Below are 17,463 nucleotides of genomic sequence, written 5' to 3' on the forward strand. Positions count from 1 at the left end.
CAATAACGGCGATGACCATGACCAGACAATCCAGCGATACCAAGCACGACGACGAACGCCGCCAGACCATCAAGGACTTCAAGCAGGCAGTCAACATGACGCCGTCGCAGCTTGAGAAATGGCTGGCGACCGAAGATTCGCAGCGCGTCGGCCAGAAGGACGGCAACGGCGAATCGGTCGGACATCAATCCGGCCGGCGCATCGTCGAGCTGCTGCACCGGCATGCGGGCGACTTGAGCGACGACGATGTCGCGCACATGCGCAAGGTCGTCGGCTATATCCACCGCCATCTTGCCCAAGGGCCGACGAAGCAGAACCCGGCAAACAGCGACTGGCGCTACTCGCTGATGAACTGGGGCCACGACCCGGAGAAATCGTAGTCCCAAGAGCAAGAGACCTTCCCTAAGGACCGCAGCTTTAGACTGTGCTTGCAGCGGTCGAGGGTCTGCGGGTTCCGAGCCTCAGGACATGCGCTTAATGACCGGTGCGGTCCGGATTGCGGTCTGCTTCAAAAAGAAACCATGTCCTTTCTTCAGTTTCATCGATCCAGTTTTCGATCAGGCTGGCAGTCGCGATGTCGCGATTGTCGTCGCAGATCTCGTGGGCTTCGCGCAGGCTTGCAACCAGCGTGCGATTGTCATCGCACAATTCCTTGAGCATGCTGGAGGGCTCGACGAAATCCTCGTCATTATCGGTGATGCGCTGCAGGCGAGAAACGTGGCCGATGGACCGGAGCGTTCTTCCGCCGAGCTTGCGGATTCTCTCGGCAAGCGGATCGGTCATCGCGAAGATTTCATCCGCCTGGTCGTCGAGCAGGAGATGGTAGTCCCGGAAGTGCGGCCCGCTCATGTGCCAGTGGAAATTCTTGGTTTTCATGTAGAGCGCAAAAACATCGGCAAGCACGGCATTGAGGGCTTCCGCAATATCTTTGGTGGCATTCGCATTCAGGTCCGTCGGTGTACGCAGCGCGGGATTGGCGTCATTTCCGCTCTTGCCGGATTGCATAGGTTGTGAAGCTTCCATGGTTGGGTCCCTTTGGTCTCGAGTTCGCGGCGGATCTTTATTGATTCCGGCCGGTGGACATCCGATGTTGCTTTGCAAGCGGCGTTCCGCGGCGTTCGCTTTTATTTGCAAGGGGTTTGACGCGAGTCATCGTTGCAGCGGCCGGGACTTTCCGAGCGCCATGAACAGGGCAGGCGCATGCAAGCGCATCCTCGAATCAACCATCCTTTGCATATGTCCTACGATCGTGTCGGCAGCGGAAGCCCTTCCGCTCGCGCAAGGCGCTCCATTGCATTCTCCAGGATGGCGCGTGCGCGGCCGGAAGCGAGCTGCAGTTCCCGATGCAATTGCGCATCGTCCTCATTGCGTGATGCGCACTGGGCGCTGTAACGCTCGAAGCTCCCGACCATCAGCAGAAGGTCGGCGAGATGGCGCGGGCATTCGCAGGCAAGCTGGTTGCCGGTGACCGTGATCGTGGAAAGATACTCCTCGTCGAAACGCACTTCGGGCACGTCCGGCCGCTCCGGCGGGGGAAGTCTCTCGCCCGTCAAGGCTGATCGGCAGAGCAGCACCAGTTCGCCGGGTTCTGCCGGTACGCGCGCAATCAGGCAGCCATGTGCGCGCAAGGCGCGAATGGTTGCGCTTGAACAGAACCGGTAAAGCACCACGACGGCCGCGGCCGAGCAGGCCTGGCGCATCGATACGATCATCGGCAGGACGCTTTCGTCGAGCTCCGACAGTTCGATCAGCAGTACCTCCACGTCTGCACCCTGCGGCGGCGATGCGGCGTCTTCAAGCCGGGAGCGGCTCCATTGCACCGCAAGTTCCGCACTCTCCCGCCCCGCTGCCGCGATGCGCCGGGCAAGGCCTTCGCCGATGACAGCCGCTCTCAACGGGCCGGCTGCCTGCTGCGCGCCGGAACGCGGCGCAGCCATTTCCTGCAGCTGCTCGACCGGCAGCCTTGCCAGCATGCCGATCGCATGCCCCTGGTCGACCAGCTGCTTGACCAGCGCAAGCCGCCGCACCTGCTCCGCCGAGTACAGGCGCTGTCCGCTCGTCGAACGCTTCGTGCCCGACAAGTCGTACCGGCGCTCCCACACACGCAAGGTTTCCGCCGAAAGACCGGCCAGCCGCGCTGCCACGCCGCTGCGGTAGCTGACGCGGCTGTCGTCTGCCGGCGATGTTTCCTGCTCGATTTCGGATGATTTCTTCATGGAATGACCCGTATTTGAACCGATGATTTCTCGATTATAGCGGTTCATTCAATAGACAATTGATATTTGATGGCATAAATTTACGACACACCCGGTTCACAAATTCAGGGTTTTGTTCTGTTTAGTGGCTTTACGGCCTCTGCACTTGCGATGGCCGCGACCTTACATTTCACAGGAGATAGCAATGAAAAAGTTAATGATCGGCGTCTCGATGACACTTGCCTTCGGTGCCGCACAGGCCGCCGACATCGTGGACACCGCCAAGTCGGCAGGCTCGTTCAATACCCTTGTCACCGCCGTACAGGCTGCGGGTCTGGTGGACACGCTGAAAGGCCCGGGCCCGTTCACCGTCTTCGCGCCGACCGACGAAGCGTTTGCGAAGATCCCGAAGGACAAGCTCGATGCGCTGCTCAAGGACAAGGCCGCGCTGACCAAGGTGCTGACCTATCATGTCGTCCCCGGCAAGGTGATGGCGGCAAACGTCAAGCCGGGATCGGTCAAGTCGGTGGAGGGAAGCCCGCTTTCCATCAGCGCGAAAGGCGGCAAGGTTGAGGTGAATGATGCCAATGTCGTGAAGACCGATATTGTTGCCGACAACGGCGTCATTCATGTCATCGACAGTGTTGTGATGCCCAAGTAAAGTCAGGTCAAGGTGCGTGCATCGCGGGTCCGCTGTCGACAGCGGACCCGCACCGCTTTTGGCGAACCGGTAACCGATCGCTGCACACCATTGACGCTGCCGATACCAAGAGACCGCTTTCAATTTCGTGCGCCATCGATGCAGCGTTTCGCATTGAACCGGAACAGAAACCGCATGATTCCCCTGGAAGGATGCATGCATGCAATGCGCCATGCATGTCCATAACCAAGATCCAAGACCATCCCTTCCAGGAGTACAATGCGTCACTTTAACGGCGTGCCGGATCACCAGTTAGATGTATGCAGAGCATTGATAGCGAGGGCCGTCTGATCGAACCCAGGCGTGCAGCAGAACATGTCGGGTTCACAGAGGAGATGCGATCCGGCCTGGGCCATCACATCTGGACTGGCTCTCCGTTGGGCGCCCCCGGACAATGGCCGCAAGCGCTGCGCCTTGCAGCGCACTTGCTTGTCGATTCCCCCTTGCCCATGTGGCTGACCTGGGGCGACAGCTGCGCGACGATCTACAACGAAGCATGCTGCAGGCTGTTTCGCAAAGGGCAGCCGCACCTCCTGGGTGCGCCGCTCGACGATGTCATCGGCGACTGGCCCGAGGTTCGTTCCCTGGTCCTGGAGACCATGCGGGGAAAGGGCCTGTGCCGCAAGGACCGGCCTCTGGCCATCGGCCAGCCTGAAGACCGGCAGATTGCCTGGTTCACCGTTTCCGGCACGCCGCTTCGGGACGAAAAGGGCGCGGTGCGCGGAACCATCTGCACTGCCTGGGAAACGAGCGACAACGCGCGCTCCCGTCAATGGCTGGCCGAGCATGAAGCCGAGGTGGCCCGGCGCGATGCGCAGGTAAGGGAAGCCGCCGAACGCTACCGTCTGGCGCGTCTGGCCGCCAACGATGCCATCTGGGACTGGCGGCTCGGCGACGGGCACGTGATCTGGAATCAGGCGCTCGCCACACTCTTCGGCTACGACCTGGAGCAGACGTCGGCCGACTGGTGGATCGAGCATATCCATCCGGACGATCGCGCCGCGATCGATGAAAGCATTCATCAGGTCATCAAAGGAGATGGCGTCAACTGGTCCGGCGAATACCGATTCCTGCGCGCCGATGGCAGCTATGCCGAAATCTTTGACCGCGGCGCGGTGCTGCGCGATGCCGGCGGCGCGCCGGTACGCATGATCGGCGCCATGATCGACCTCACCGAACGCAAGGCTGCGGAACGGGCCCTGCGCGAAAGCGAACGCCTGTTCCGCACGCTGTTCGAATCCATCGACGAAGGCTTCTGCGTGATCGAGTTCATCGACGGTCCGCACGGTCCCCTGAGCGATTACGTGCATGTGATGGCCAATCCGGCTTATGCCCTGAATGCCGGGATCGAAAACGTGGTCGGCCAGCGCGTGCGCGACATGGTGCCGCTGGAAGCGGAAGGCTGGGTGCAGATCTACAGGCGGGTACTGGTCACCGGCGAACCGATACGCTTCGAACGCGAACTCGAGCATACCGGCCGCCACCTGGAACTGGCGGCGCTGCGCATCGAACCGGCGGAACGCCGGCAGGTCGCCGTCCTGTTCCAGGACATCACCACGCGACATCGCGCGGAAGTCGCCTTGCGCGAACTGAACGATGCCCTGGAGCAGAGAGTGACGGCTGAAGTCGACAAGCGCACGCGGATCGAGGATGCGCTGCACCAGGCGCGCAAGATGGAAGCCGTCGGGCAGCTCACGGGAGGCATCGCCCATGACTTCAACAACATGCTCGCCGTCATTTCGAATGCGCTTGAGCTCATGGGCCGGCGCTTTGCCGCCGGCGACGACCGCACGCTCGGTTATCTCGGGTTGGCAAAGAGCGGCGTTTCGCGCGCATCGCAGCTGACCCAGCGGCTCCTCGCGTTTTCGCGCCAGCAGCCTCTTCATCCAAGACCGGTATTGGTGAACGAGCTCGTGACCGGCATGTCGGAACTGCTCGGGCATTCGCTCGGTGGCGGCATCGTTTTCGATACCGTGCTTGCCGCCGATGTATGGCCTACCTATGTCGATCCTGGCCAGCTCGAGAACATCATTCTCAATCTCGCCGTCAATGCGCGCGATGCCATGGAAAGAGGCGGCCGCCTGACGATCGAGACAAGCAATTGCGTGCTGGACGAGCGCTTCGCTCTTGCGGAGGAAGACCTCGTTCCGGGCCCCTATGTGATGATATCGATCCGCGACACCGGCACGGGCATGTCGAAAGAAGTCCTGTCCAAGGCTTTCGATCCATTCTTTACAACGAAAGAACCGGGCCGCGGCACCGGTCTGGGACTGAGCCAGGTGTATGGCTTCATCAGGCAGTCGGGCGGGCAGGTAAGAATCGATTCCGAGCCGGGCAGGGGAACAGTGGTCAACCTCTACCTTCCGCATCATGCGGACAAGCCTGAAAAGGAAAACAAGCCAAAGGCCGCCGCCGTCAAACGGGGAGATGCGAGCGAGACAATTCTCGTAACCGACGACGAAGAGGACGTACGCATACTTCTGGCGGACATGCTGACCCATTTGGGCTACCGCGTACATGCCGCCGAAGGAGGGGCCGCAGCCCTGCGGATACTCGACGCGCATCCCGATATTCAGCTTCTGGTGACAGACGTGCTGATGCCCGAGATGAACGGCCGCGAGCTTGCCGATGAAGCCTTGCAACGGCATCCAAACCTCAAGGTGCTGTTCATCACGGGCTACGTGGGGAATGTGTTGCTTGCCAATGAAGAGCCGGAGCAGAACGTACACGTCATGGACAAGCCGTTTGCCATGGCGGATCTGGCTCAGCGGGTCAGGGCGCTTCTCGACCAGTCGTGAAGCGGGCGAGATGACGCTCGTCCCAGGTCATTTCGTCGGCAGGGAGAGTACGGATGGCAGGAGATGGACGACCCTGCCTGTCATGCGCCGGGCACTGCCTTGCAGTAACAAACATTAACAAATTGGCCGGCGTCTCCTGGAAATATTCATCCTTTCCTCGCCTACAATCGTCGGACGGCAGCGCCCCCTTGCGTTTTTGTTTTTGCCCTCCTGCCTGTCTACCTGTCTGCCTGTTCCTCTGTCTGTTTCCGTATGTTCCTTGATAAGGTCATTGTCCGATGATGAGATTTACCAAGGCGATTTACCTCTCGACGCTCTGGATCGTTCTCTCCATGTCCTGCGCGCTGCTGTGGATGTCATTTCCCGAACTGTGGCCGCATGTGACGCTGCCCCTGGGAAGCTGGACCGACGGGCTGCTCAGTTCAGTCGCCCCTTCCGTCGACCCGGATGACATCGCCGAACTGCAACTCCTGATCAGCTTTGTCATTTGCGCAAGCGTCATGGCGGCGGGGTTCTTCATCGTCGCCATGATTCGCCTGAAATGCCGGCTGACGGAAACCCGGGCTTGAGCCCGCGATCAAGCCAGCGGTTCGGTCCAGTCGAGGCGCAGATACATGCCCGCGGCAATCATGCCGAACAGCAGGTGTCCCATGACGGCTGCCCAGCTCCGCAATTCCGCAACCCAGGGGAACAGCCCTGACAGCACGTAGAAGTTGAATAGATAAAGCAGCAGGCCGAACAGCGCGCCGGCAAACAGGGAAGCGCCCGGGTTGGCGGTGACGTGCGCCGATTCGAGGATCAGGGCCAGCACTGCGGCAAACAGTGCGCCCAGCACATAATGCGTGATCAGGGCGACGCCAACTACCAGGACGCTGAAGTCGGCACCGTTGGCTACGCTGCTGCCCATGGTGATTGCAGCGATCTTGTGCGATATCTGCCACGGCGAATGGCCTAGCGTGGTGGTCGAATACAGCAGCTCCAGCACCATCAGCACCGCGCCGGCGACAATGCCCGCGACGATGGCAGCGGGCCAGTGCGGCATGCGCATGTGCATGCGATGCATGTTCAGATGCAAGTCCATGATGACCTCCTGTAGCGATTGAGCAGGTTGCCGTCATGCGCGGGCCGCGCTGTCGGTACCCTGGTACAGGCGGCAGGGACGGCGGCGCATGACTTTCTCCCTGCAAAGGATTGATTTCAGTATATGCAGCTTGGCGCGGCATGCAAACCGGATTTCCGGCGCGTTTTACGCGTCCTTCGGCGCATCCGCCCTGCCCCGGCTGCAACGCGGAGGCCGGTGCGGATGTGCAGCGCGACGATTGCTCTCAAGCTTTGCATCAAGGCATCAGGCCGGCATGATGTTCTGGTTCTGCCGGAACAGGTTGCGCGGATCGTATTTCGCCTTGATCTGCCTGAGCCTTTCATAATTGCCGCCATACGCCTCGGCGATGCGGTCGCCCTCCTCCTGTGTCAGGAAGTTGATGTAGACGCTGCCGGCGGCATACGGCGCGGTGGCGGCAAAGAAGGCGCGCGCCCAGCTGATGCACTTGTCGTCGTCGGCCGGATCGGTCCAGCGGGTATGCACGTTCATCGCATAGATCACGTTGCGATGGGGATAGGCGGTCGCCTCCGGCGGAAGACGGTTGGCCTGGCCCCCGATGTGGCCGAGAAAGATTTCGCACTCGGGCGTCGGGAGTTCGCCGACGAAGCGGATGAGCGCATCGATGGCTTCGTCGGCAAGCCGGTCGAGGTTATGCGACTTCCAGTAATTGCGGGAGCCCGGCGCCAGCAGGGGATCGAAGGCTTGCTGCCAGGCGACATAGGGGGTCGCACCGACATGTTCGCCGCAGGCCTGGCCGAAGCCCCGCACCGCATCCAGCTCGGTGTTGACCGCATCGAGCGGCAGCAGCGAGAAGAACGCGATCACCACAACTTCCTTGCCATGCACCTCGGGCGGCAGGAAAGGCAGCGGAGGCGCCTGGCGCAGCACTGCCCAGAGGCTGACGTCGTCCGACAGGCCGTTCACGAGATCCCGATAGCGGGTCAGCACCTGTTTGGCCTGGCTGAACGGAAAGACGATCAGGCCCGTCGTCACTTCCGGGCCGACTTCATGCAGGCGGAATTCGAACATGGTGGCGACGCCGAAGTTGCCGCCGCCGCCGCGAATGGCCCAGAACAGGTCGCTGCACTGTTCGGCACGGGCGCGCAGCAAGTCGCCGTCGGCAGTGACGATATCGGCCGACAGCAGGTTGTCGACGGTAAGCCCGTACTTGCGGCTGAGCCAGCCGAAGCCGCCTCCCAGCGTCAGGCCGCCGACGCCGGTGGTGGAGTTGATGCCCAGAGGCGTGGCAAGACCATGGCTCTGCGCCTCATGGTCGAAATCGCCCAGCGTCGCGCCGCCCTGCACAAAGGCTTTTTTTCCCTCGCGGTCGACATGAACGGCGCGCATGCCGGACAAATCGATAACCATGCCGTCATCGCACAGGGCGTTGCCGGCGATGTTGTGCCCGCCGCCCCGCACTGCGACCGGGATGTCATGCTCGCGCGCGAACCTGACCGCAACCCTGACATCGGATGTTCCCCTGCAGCGCACGATCAGGCCGGGCCTGCGGTCGATCATGGCGTTCCAGATTTGCCTGGCCTCGTCATAACCCGTGTCGCTCGGCTGCAGCAGGGTTCCCCGCAGCTTCGTCTTGAAATCGTTGATGACGCCAATATTCATGCTGGTCATGGTTCCTCCGCGCATTGTTGGTGCCATGGGCCGTCGCTGGAGCGCCTGCGGCGGTCCATGACAGGTTTCAGACAGCTGCAACGGCCGGCCGCTCTACCGGCGGAGTGCCTTCCTTGAACAGCTGCCGGATCTGCTGCCGCAGTTCGGGACTGTCCTGATGCCGGTGCACGGCTACCGCATGCTGTACCGCAGCCTCGAGCAGTTCCTCTTCGGAGTCGGCCGCGATCGCAACCGAGCAATGCGTGTCGCTGGGAAATTCGCGGCAGTCGATGTATTTGCGTGACATGATGAGCCCCCGTCTTGAAGTGGAAACGGAGCACGGATAGGAGCGGGCATTCCATGCCGGAATAGCTCGCAGGGATCCGGCAAGCGCGCAGAAGCGGAACGCAACATGCCCTTGCGCTGCGCACTCAACCTCAATATAGGGCGCGGCCGGCGGGGGGCATTGCCATCTGCGGTCATTCATGAGATTGCGCAAGCCCTGTGCATGCGGCCATGCGCTCGAACCGGCCGGGTCATGCAGCACGGTACTTCCGGGGATATCGGCCCGGATGCGGCCCGGCAATCAAGTGCCGGCGTCGATCCGGGCCCGGCCCTGCGTGAGATCCCGCAGCAGGCCGCTTGCACGCTCGGCATCGGCTGCCGGCAACTGCACCGTCATGTGCACGCCGTTTTCATGGTCCGCATTCAGCAGCGCATAGCCCTGCTGCTCGATCCAGCGCCGCACGCGCGCCTCGTCGGCATAGGCCAGCCGCATGGAAATCAGCGACATGGCGACATGCTCCACGAGCTGCGCCTGCTTGAGCGCCGCCGCCACGGCATCGGTATAGGCGCGCACCAGGCCGCCGGCGCCGAGCTTGATCCCGCCGTAGTAACGCACCACGGCGGCAAGCACGCCGTCGAGCTCATGATGGCGCAGTACCTCCAGCATGGGCCTGCCTGCGGTACCCGAGGGTTCGCCGTCGTCGGACATGCCGGACTGCCCGCCGGCCATCAGTGCCCAGCAGACATGGGTTGCTGCGCGATGCTGTTCACGCAGCCCTGCGATGAGACGCATTGCCGCATCACGGTCCGGCACCGGCGCAACGACGGCGATGAAACGGCTTTTCTTGATGTCGAGTTCAGCCTGGACGGCAGCGGACAGGGAATAGACGGGCACGGGAAATCGGTGTGAAGATGGAAGCGGACGGAAAGCGCGCGATACCTGCGAATCGCCCTGCCGCTGCGAAGCCTGCGGCAGGATCGGTGGCTGGGGGCCGGGTGTTCAGGCGCCGGCGCGTCTCAGGCGCGAGATCGTGTCGATCAGGTGGTCGAACTTGACCGGCTTGACCAGATGATCGTCGAAACCGGCCGCCCGCGTGCGTTCAATATCCGCCTGCTTGCCGTAACCGGTCAGCGCGATCAGCGATGCATTCGCCGCTTCCGGCGTCTGCCGCAGCTTCGCGGCAACCATGGTGCCGTCCATGTCGGGCAGGCCGAGATCGAGGATGGCGATGTCCGGACGGAAGCCGGCCGCCTGTGCCAGCGCATCATTGCCGGTATGGACGGTCATGACTTCATGGCCGCTCAGCCTGAGCAGTTCGGAGATGATTTCCGCCGCGTCGTAGTTATCGTCGACGACGAGGATGCGGTAAGCCTGCTTCCCGGCGGCACTCTCGGGCGCCGAGGTTTGATTCTCTGCCGGCGCCCTTGCAAGCAGCGGCAGGCATATTTCGAAACGGCTGCCGCGGTCGACGCCTTCGCTGTAGGCGGTAATGGTGCCGTCATGGAGCTCGATCAGTGTCTTGGACAGCGACAAACCGATGCCGAGCCCGTCCTTGACACGGTCGGTCGAATGGCCGGCCTGGGCGAACATCGAGAAGATGCGGTCGAGATGCTCGGGAGGGATGCCGATGCCGTTGTCCCTTACCTGGATGCAGACGGTATCGCCCCGCCTCTCGGCGCTCAGTTCGATTTCGCCGCCCTGGCGGGTGAACTTGGCGGCATTGTTGAGCACGTTGCAGATGGTCTGCGACAACCGGACGCCGTCGCCGTCGATCCAGACTTCTTCCTCTGGAAGCTGCGCCGCGAGCTTGTGCTGGCGGGCTTCTATCATGGGCCGGGCGGTTTCGATGGCGGCATCGATGATGCCGCGCAGTTCGACCGGGTGCCGCTGCAGCAGCAGCTTGCCCTGGGAGATGCGGGCCACGTCGAGCAGGTCGTCGACCAGGCGCACCATGTGTTCGGTCTGGCGCAGGATGGTCTGGTGGGCCTGATCATGCGCGGCCCGGTCGTTGGGATCGAGGCTGCGCATCAGTTCCACCGCATTGCGGATCGGCCCGAGCGGATTGCGCAGCTCATGTGCGAGCACGGCGAGGAACTCGTCCTTGCGACGGTCGACTTCCCGCAGTTCGCGTTCCACATGTCCGAGGCGCAGCAGGGCGCGCACGTTGGCCACCAGTTCCTCGGGCTCGATCGGTTCGAACAGGTAGTTGTCGGCACCGCCTTCGAGCGCGCGGATCTTGTCGGAGGTGCCGATGTAGGACGCCGACGTCTGCAGCACGAGGATGGTCTTGGTATCGGTATTGTCCTTGAGCTGCCGGCAGACTTCGAAGCCATTGATGTCGGGCAGCTTGACGTCGAGCAGCATCAGCGCCGGCTTTTCGCCTCTGGCCTTGCTGATCGCTTCCGCGCCGGTGGCCGCTTCGATGACGCGGAAGCCGGCCCGCGTCAGGATGCGGCTCTTCGCATAGCGCGACGCGTCGGTGTCGTCGACATTGAGGATGAGCTGATCTTGATCGATGGACGTCATGTCAGGTTCCATAAGAATGCGTTCCGCTGCTGATCCTGCCGGACGTTGGCGCCGCGGCATGCATGGTGAGCCGCGTGAGTTCGACGAGCAGCTCGTCGCGCAGCACCGGCTTGACGAAATACGCGTCGGCACCCAATGCGAACCCCTTCGCACGATCGTCGATTTCGGTCGCCACGATGACGGGGATTGCCTTTCGCAGCTCGTTGCTCTTGGTTTCCATGAGCCAGCGCCAGGTATCCTCGCCATTGAGGTTGAGATCGAGGACGATGGCGGCGGGCGGAAGCGTCGCCCAGATTTCTTCCGCCTCCCACAGGCTGCGTACCGGGATGGGGCGGAAATTCGTGCCGCGCAGATATTTCTCGTAGAGCATCCTGGTCTGCTGATTGTCCTCGATCACCAGCACCGGCAATCGTTCGTCGGCGACCGGTTCCGGTAAAGCGACTGCGACGGCGTCGGATGCCGCATCTTCCTGCCGGAGCGTGACCGGTATGACGGCCGAGAACACCGAACCCTTGCCTAGTTCGCTTTCCAGTTCCACCCGTCCGCCGAGCAGGTCGGCCAGCTTGCGGCACAGCGGAAGGCCAAGGCCGGTTCCCTTCACCCGGTGCTGCAGCCGGTTCTCCACCTGGCCGAACTCCTCGAAAATGATCTGCTGGTGTTCGGGTGCAATGCCGAGGCCGGTATCGGCCACCGAAAACCTGATTGCATCCGCATCAGGCAGGCGCACCGCGCTTATCCTGATTTCGCCGGCTTCCGTGAACTTGATGGCGTTGGAAATGAAGTTGCGCAGAATCTGCGATACCTTCGCCTCGTCGCTGTACAGCATCATGGGGTCGGCCGGCTCGTCGAAAATCAGCTTGACGGTCTCGGTGACCAGCAAGGGGCGCAGCATGCCGCGCAGGGCGCTGAACAGTTCCGCGGCTTCGAACTTCTTTGGCCTCACCTCGACCTTCCCGGCTTCGATCTTTGCCAGGTCGAGCAGATCGTTGACCAGTTCGGTCAGGGATTCGGCTCCCTTGAGAATGAAGTTGACCTGCTTTTCCTGCTCTTCGGTGAGGTCGCCGTCGATCCGGTCCAGCAGAAGCTTGGACAACCCGCGGATGGAACTCAGCGGTGTACGGAATTCGTGGCTCATGTTGGACAGGAAGCGCGACTTCATTTCGTCGGCGCGGCGCAGGTGGTCCGCCTTTTCGTCGAGTTCCGCATACAGCGCCACGACGCCGCGGTTGGTGTCTTCCAGCTCGCGCGTCAGGCGCACCAGTTCTTCCTGCCGGGCGCGCAGCTCGGCCAGCGTGGTCAGCAGTTCGCGGTTCTGCTGCTGCACTTCGCTCAGTGTGATATCCGGTGTCGCGGCGGCCAGCTGCATGCCCATCTCGCCGATCGAAGCCGCGGTCAGGATGGGCGCGGCCGGCGGCAGCAGCTTCTTCATCGTGATGGACGTGCCTTCGCCCTTTTTGCTGGAGACGTCGAACTGGTCCATCAGGCGGCGGGCGCCGATCAGGCCGAGGCCCATGCCCGTCTCCGACTGGTAGCGGCCGGACAGGATCAGATCGAGATTGGGAATGCCCGGCCCCTGGTCTTCCACCAGCACGACCAGAACCTGGGGCGCGGTCTTGCCCTCGATGGAAAACTCGACCCGCCCGCGCTGCGCATAGTTGTACACGTTGCGCGCCAGCTCGGAGACCGCGGTGGCGATGCGGACCTGGTCCTGCACCGTGAAACCGCAGAGCGCAGCCACCTGGCGCGCCCGCTGGCGGGACATCACGACGTCGAGTTCACTGTGAATGGCTGTGGTCAGGATTCGCATGGCATGTTCAATGCTGGGTTCGTTCGCGCAATACCAGTACCGTAACATCATCGCGCCCGCGCGCAAAGTCACGGTACAGCACGGCCGCGATCAGGCCGGGATGGGCCAGCACCAGGCCGGGATACTGCTCCAGATGCCAGCGGGTGCCGAGGCCGTCCGAGTGCATGATCAGGCTCGCGCCCGTCTGCCACTCCAAGGAGAATTCCTGCAGCTTGCGCATGTTGCTGCCGACGATGCCGCTGTGCGACACCAGCTGGCGTCGGGTGCCGCCGCTCTGGACGACTGCAGCAATATTGCCGATGCCGCAGAAGCGCATTTCTTCGGCCAGGGTGTCGATTCTGGTCACGGCGACCGCCGCACCGCGCGTGGCGCGCAGGGCGGCGTGGCTTTCCCACAGCGCGGTTTCCGGCATGGCGTCGGGAAAGGAGGCGACATAGGCGATGGCGGCTTCCGAAGCCTCGGCCGCCTGAATGCCATGGCCCAGCCCGTCCGCGACCATCACCGTTGCCGTGGTCGGGTCGGATGCGATCGCCCAGGCATCGCCGCAGATGTCTTCGCCGGCGATAGGCAGACAGACCGCGCCGGACTGCCAGGTGCCGGCCTGCGCGTTTTCCGGCTTGTCCCACAGCGCCATGTAGATCGCCGTGCCGAGTCCGCTTCCGGTAAAGATGTCGAATTCGTCGGCCATCCTGCGCATCGCGCCAAGCCCGACGCCATAGGTGCCGGAACTCGAGACGCCATCCTGCATGTTGAGGCCGAGATTGACGATGCCCGGCCCCTTGTCCAGGGCAATGATCTCGACGCCGGCGGCGTTGCCGCTGGCCAGCGGGCGCAGCAGGATTTCGCCGTGCCCCGCATGCTTGAGAATGTTGGTGGCCGCTTCGGTGATGGCAAGGGACACCTTGCCGGCCACGGTTTCGTCCAGTCCCTGCTTGCGCGCGATATCCGACCCGCTGCGGCGCACCACTGCGATCTGGCTGGCCTCGTCGATTGCGAAAGCCTGTTGCCGTCCGCCGGTGCTTAGAAGGGTTTCCATTTGGTGATTCTCACGGTCGTGCCCTGACCGGGAGCGGTTTGCAGGTCGAATTCATCGGAAAGCCGCTTGGCGCCGCTCAGCCCCAGTCCCAGCCCGCCGCCGGTGGTATAACCGTCCTTCAGCGCCAGTTCCACATCGGCAATGCCGGGGCCGGAATCGATGAAGGCCAGGGAAAGTCCACGCTTCGTGCCGTTGGTAACTCTGACGATATGCGACTCGCCGCCGCCGCCGTAGCGCAGCGTATTCCTTGCCAGCTCGCTTGCCGCAGTCACCATCTTGGTCTGGTCGACCAGGCTGAAGCCGATGGAAATCAGGGCCTCGCGCACCGTCTGGCGCAGGCGCACGACATCCTCATCCGAACGCAGCGGAACGATGACTGCCTCAGCATCATTTGTACTTAACACATCTGCCTTTCCAAGCATGTCCCGATTTCGGGAGCCAGCTCCACGTCAATCCTCGGAACGCTGAAGCAATTGGATACCCTGCTCGACATTGAGTGCCGTACTCACGCCCTCGAGCGTCAGGCCGAGTTCGACCAGAGTGATGGCAACCGCGGGCTGCATGCCGACCACCACGGTGCGGGCATCCAGAATCTTGGCCATCGCCGCGGTGTTGCTGATCATCCTGCCGATGAAGGAATCGACGATGTCGAGAGCGGAAATGTCGATCAGCACCCCGTTGGCGCGATCCTTGACGATCCTGGCCGTCAGGTCGTCCTGGAGCGTCATCGCCAGGCGGTCGTGCATGTCGACCTGGATGGTAACCAGCAGCAGCCGGCCCATCCTTAGTATCGGAATACGATCCATCGAGGCTTTACTCCTTGGCGTCGGCGTGCGTGATGATGGCGCCGGTACGCTTGAGCGCCACGACGAAGGCATCAGCGAGAGTGGCCTTGGTCAGCACGTCTTCCAGGTTGACACCGAGGTGCACGATGGTCTGGGCGATCTGCGGGCGGATGCCGCTGATGATGCAATCCGCGCCCATCAGGCGGGCGGCGGCAACGGTCTTGAGCAGGTGCTGGGCCACCAGGGTATCGACGGTCGGAACGCCGGTGATGTCGATGATCGCGATCGAGGCGCCGGTTTCGACGATCTTCTGCAGCAGGCTTTCCATCACCACCTGGGTACGGGCGCTGTCGAGGGTGCCGATCAGGGGCAGCGCCAGCACGTTCTTCCACAGCTGCACCACCGGGGTCGACAGTTCCAGCAGTTCCTGCTGCTGGCGCATGATGACCTGCTCGCGGCCCTTCTGGTACTCGGAGATGGTATACAGGCCGAGCTGGTCGAACAGCGTGCCGGTCTGCGCCGTTTCCTCGACCAGGACGTCTGGCTGGCCAGCCAGTTCGGTGCGCAGCAGCGTAAACAGCGGCTCCTTGAGGGAAAACACGAAGGTCGCAGTTTCGATCGGCGAGAATCCCTGGCGCACGCGGGTCAGTGAAATGTCGGACAGCAGCGCCTTGACGTCGCCCCATGCCGGCGTATTGATGTCGTAGTTCCGTCCTTCGGCGACAGCGGTGGCAAGCAGGGCGATGAAACGGGATGCCTGCTGCGACATTTCGCTTTCCGCTGCCTTGTCGCGCCTGACCATGCGCGAGAGCATGCCATTAATCCAGCCGCTCAGAAGTTGTTCGCTATTATTGGAAAGTACCTTGGCCAGGTGTCCCGTTGTGATTGAACTCATTAATTCTCCGAAGTAATTGGCCGGACGACGGCTTTTATTAGCATCACAATCAGCATGCCGGCAAACCTTTCGCACGCCGCATTTCCCTAATGCATGACTTGATTGAGTTTCTCCCGCGAGGCTTTCATCGTAGGAAACCTCGCGCCTGAGCGACCGGCTATTCTATCAGGTAGCGGTGGATTCAATATCCGATTGAAAAGTGGATATTGAGAAATATCGAGGCAAGCCGGGCTGTCGGCGTGCCTTGATCATGATGCAGCGCGGCAGAAACTCAGCCGGGTTCGTTCAGCGCCAGCTGGGCCATGCGCAGAACGCCTTCGTAGCTGCGCGCCGCCGCGATGAAGAGATTGTTGTGGCAGAAGCCGGCATCCGGCACGCCGGTAACGGCGGCGAGTTCCGCGCCCTGCAGGCCGGCCCAGGAGGCCGGCAGATCCTTGCGCGCCTCGAAGGTCTCGGGCGCCGCCGGCACGGTATGCAGCATGTAGCGCTGCTCCGCGATGTTATGGCTGATGACGAACAGGACCTGCGGCATTTCATTGCGCACCACCGTCGCCCACGGCAGAGCGCTGTTCCGGATAAACAGCAGCCGGCCCTGTTCCAGTCGCTCCGAGCTGCGCACCTGCTCCAGCGCGAGCAAGCCGCTCACCCGGTACTTGACCGCATTGACCAGAATGTCCTTCATGAATTCCATGGCCCTGCGGAACTGAGCCAGCCGCAATTCGTCGGCCGCGGCGGGAGTGGCGGCGGCCTGCTCGTCGAGCCAGTTGGGATTGAAGCCCGAGATCACTGCCGACAAGCCGTAGCTGCCGGGCGCATTTTTCGCCGCGCCGGTATCGGCCATGTCCAGGTATTGCACCAGGTCACCGTCGATCGCATACGCGATCTGGCGTGCGCTTTCCTCCGACAACGAGTATGACGCATGGCTCCGGGCGATCTGCGCAACGCAGCGCGGTCCATGCTCTTTCCATACCAGACCGGCGCTGGCATACACGACGCCGGATTCGCGCGCGCCGGCAAAGCCCTTCTGGTGATGGTCGAAGCGCCCTGCTTTGGGATCCCAGATGCCGCCGACATCGACGGCGAAGTCGGCACCGGCGATGATGTCCATGTTGCGCGTGCGAACCAGGTCGCAGCCGGGGAAGACGAGATCGAGGACGGCGACAGCCCAGACGTCGTCGGCGTGAAATTTTCCGGAGTGGGTGGCGATGAGCATGGCGGGTAGTTGAAAGCAGGAGCCGTCATTCTATAGAAGAGAACGTTGAACTGCCGGAGCGACATGGAATAAGACATGCTCTTGTCACTGACACTCGAGAGCGCTTTCGGGTTGATTTTACTGTCGATCCCGAACGCTTCGCCTAGTTCAGCCAGCTTGAAAATCCTCTAGCGGCCGCCAAGTGTAATTCACACATGAAACATGATAGTCAAACAATGTTTCTGACTTCAACAGTCTTTAGTCCGGAACTTCTGGATGAAAAAATCCAGTGAGCAGGCTTCCTTTTCGGACATTTCTACAGTCGCCTGGAGCTTCGCCTTATCAATTTAATTAACTAGTTTCTTTGATTCTAAATTTCCGCAATAAAGAGACGGCTTGAATTTAATATTTTCTTGACATTGGCCTGCCGGAAAGCAGTAAGCAAAATGAATCTGCGACAAGCATGGCGCTTTGCATAAAGGTTTTAAGTTTTCCGTACAAAGTACACAATTATCCATGACCAAGCACGCATA

At 61.8% G+C, this 17,463-nt stretch carries 17 protein-coding genes; 4 read left to right on the forward strand and 13 right to left on the reverse strand.

The window, feature by feature from the left end; translation table 11 throughout:
* The first annotated feature begins 17 nt into the window (after positions 1 to 17).
* Positions 18 to 380 (forward strand): DUF3140 domain-containing protein, encoded by a 363-nt coding sequence (locus IGW03_RS07375; protein WP_194721884.1) that lies wholly within the window; start codon positions 18 to 20, stop codon positions 378 to 380.
* Between the two features lie 94 nt (positions 381 to 474).
* Here IGW03_RS07375 and IGW03_RS07380 read toward each other — a convergent pair whose 3' ends face one another.
* Both IGW03_RS07380 and IGW03_RS07385 read right to left on the reverse strand, forming a co-directional pair.
* Positions 475 to 1,023, reverse strand: coding sequence for a Dps family protein (locus IGW03_RS07380; protein ID WP_194722028.1), 549 nt, complete (start codon positions 1,021 to 1,023; stop codon positions 475 to 477).
* Positions 1,024 to 1,241: 218 nt separating this feature from the next.
* Positions 1,242 to 2,216, reverse strand: a complete 975-nt coding sequence (locus tag IGW03_RS07385) for a MerR family transcriptional regulator (protein ID WP_194721885.1) — start codon at positions 2,214 to 2,216, stop codon at positions 1,242 to 1,244.
* A gap of 184 nt (positions 2,217 to 2,400) precedes the next feature.
* Between IGW03_RS07385 and IGW03_RS07390 the strand changes: the two genes are divergently transcribed.
* From IGW03_RS07390 to IGW03_RS07400, 3 genes are all read left to right on the forward strand, one after another.
* Positions 2,401 to 2,856, forward strand: a complete 456-nt coding sequence (locus tag IGW03_RS07390; RefSeq protein WP_194721886.1) for a fasciclin domain-containing protein — start codon at positions 2,401 to 2,403, stop codon at positions 2,854 to 2,856.
* A 464-nt stretch (positions 2,857 to 3,320) separates the two neighbouring features.
* Positions 3,321 to 5,693, forward strand: coding sequence for a hybrid sensor histidine kinase/response regulator (locus IGW03_RS07395; protein ID WP_228535179.1), 2,373 nt, complete (start codon positions 3,321 to 3,323; stop codon positions 5,691 to 5,693).
* A 278-nt stretch (positions 5,694 to 5,971) separates the two neighbouring features.
* Complete coding sequence (locus IGW03_RS07400) at positions 5,972 to 6,262, forward strand: hypothetical protein (protein WP_194721887.1); 291 nt, start codon at positions 5,972 to 5,974, stop codon at positions 6,260 to 6,262.
* Positions 6,263 to 6,270: 8 nt separating this feature from the next.
* Here IGW03_RS07400 and IGW03_RS07405 read toward each other — a convergent pair whose 3' ends face one another.
* The 11 genes from IGW03_RS07405 to IGW03_RS07455 form a co-directional block, all read right to left on the reverse strand.
* Complete coding sequence (locus tag IGW03_RS07405) at positions 6,271 to 6,774, reverse strand: hypothetical protein (RefSeq protein ID WP_194721888.1); 504 nt, start codon at positions 6,772 to 6,774, stop codon at positions 6,271 to 6,273.
* Positions 6,775 to 7,038: 264 nt separating this feature from the next.
* Positions 7,039 to 8,424: an FAD-binding oxidoreductase gene (locus IGW03_RS07410; protein ID WP_194721889.1), complete on the reverse strand. Its 1,386-nt coding sequence runs from the start codon at positions 8,422 to 8,424 to the stop codon at positions 7,039 to 7,041.
* 67 nt (positions 8,425 to 8,491) lie between these two features.
* Entirely contained in the window at positions 8,492 to 8,710 is a 219-nt protein-coding gene (locus tag IGW03_RS07415; RefSeq protein ID WP_194721890.1) for a DUF1059 domain-containing protein, read from the reverse strand.
* A gap of 279 nt (positions 8,711 to 8,989) precedes the next feature.
* Complete coding sequence (locus tag IGW03_RS07420; RefSeq protein WP_194721891.1) at positions 8,990 to 9,583, reverse strand: YigZ family protein; 594 nt, start codon at positions 9,581 to 9,583, stop codon at positions 8,990 to 8,992.
* Between the two features lie 105 nt (positions 9,584 to 9,688).
* Entirely contained in the window at positions 9,689 to 11,215 is a 1,527-nt protein-coding gene (locus IGW03_RS07425) for an ATP-binding response regulator (protein ID WP_194721892.1), read from the reverse strand.
* Between the two features lies 1 nt (position 11,216).
* The gene (locus IGW03_RS07430) at positions 11,217 to 13,022 is read right to left on the reverse strand and encodes an ATP-binding protein (RefSeq protein WP_194721893.1); all 1,806 of its coding nucleotides are present in this window, start codon (positions 13,020 to 13,022) and stop codon (positions 11,217 to 11,219) included.
* A gap of 7 nt (positions 13,023 to 13,029) precedes the next feature.
* Positions 13,030 to 14,058, reverse strand: coding sequence for an ATP-binding SpoIIE family protein phosphatase (locus tag IGW03_RS07435; RefSeq protein ID WP_194721894.1), 1,029 nt, complete (start codon positions 14,056 to 14,058; stop codon positions 13,030 to 13,032).
* Positions 14,043 to 14,480: an anti-sigma regulatory factor gene (locus tag IGW03_RS07440; protein WP_194721895.1), complete on the reverse strand. Its 438-nt coding sequence runs from the start codon at positions 14,478 to 14,480 to the stop codon at positions 14,043 to 14,045. The genes IGW03_RS07435 and IGW03_RS07440 overlap by 16 nt, the downstream gene beginning before the upstream one ends.
* Positions 14,481 to 14,507: 27 nt before the next feature.
* On the reverse strand, positions 14,508 to 14,864 hold the full coding sequence (locus tag IGW03_RS07445; protein WP_194721896.1) for an STAS domain-containing protein: 357 nt from the start codon (positions 14,862 to 14,864) through the stop codon (positions 14,508 to 14,510).
* A 7-nt stretch (positions 14,865 to 14,871) separates the two neighbouring features.
* A complete protein-coding gene (locus IGW03_RS07450) occupies positions 14,872 to 15,738 on the reverse strand; it encodes an STAS domain-containing protein (RefSeq protein WP_194721897.1) in 867 nt (288 codons plus the stop codon).
* A gap of 271 nt (positions 15,739 to 16,009) precedes the next feature.
* The gene (locus tag IGW03_RS07455) at positions 16,010 to 16,951 is read right to left on the reverse strand and encodes an MYG1 family protein (protein ID WP_194721898.1); all 942 of its coding nucleotides are present in this window, start codon (positions 16,949 to 16,951) and stop codon (positions 16,010 to 16,012) included.
* Between the last annotated feature and the right edge of the window lie 512 nt (positions 16,952 to 17,463).

The organism is Noviherbaspirillum malthae (assembly GCF_015352985.1).
GTDB lineage: Bacteria > Pseudomonadota > Gammaproteobacteria > Burkholderiales > Burkholderiaceae_D > Noviherbaspirillum > Noviherbaspirillum malthae.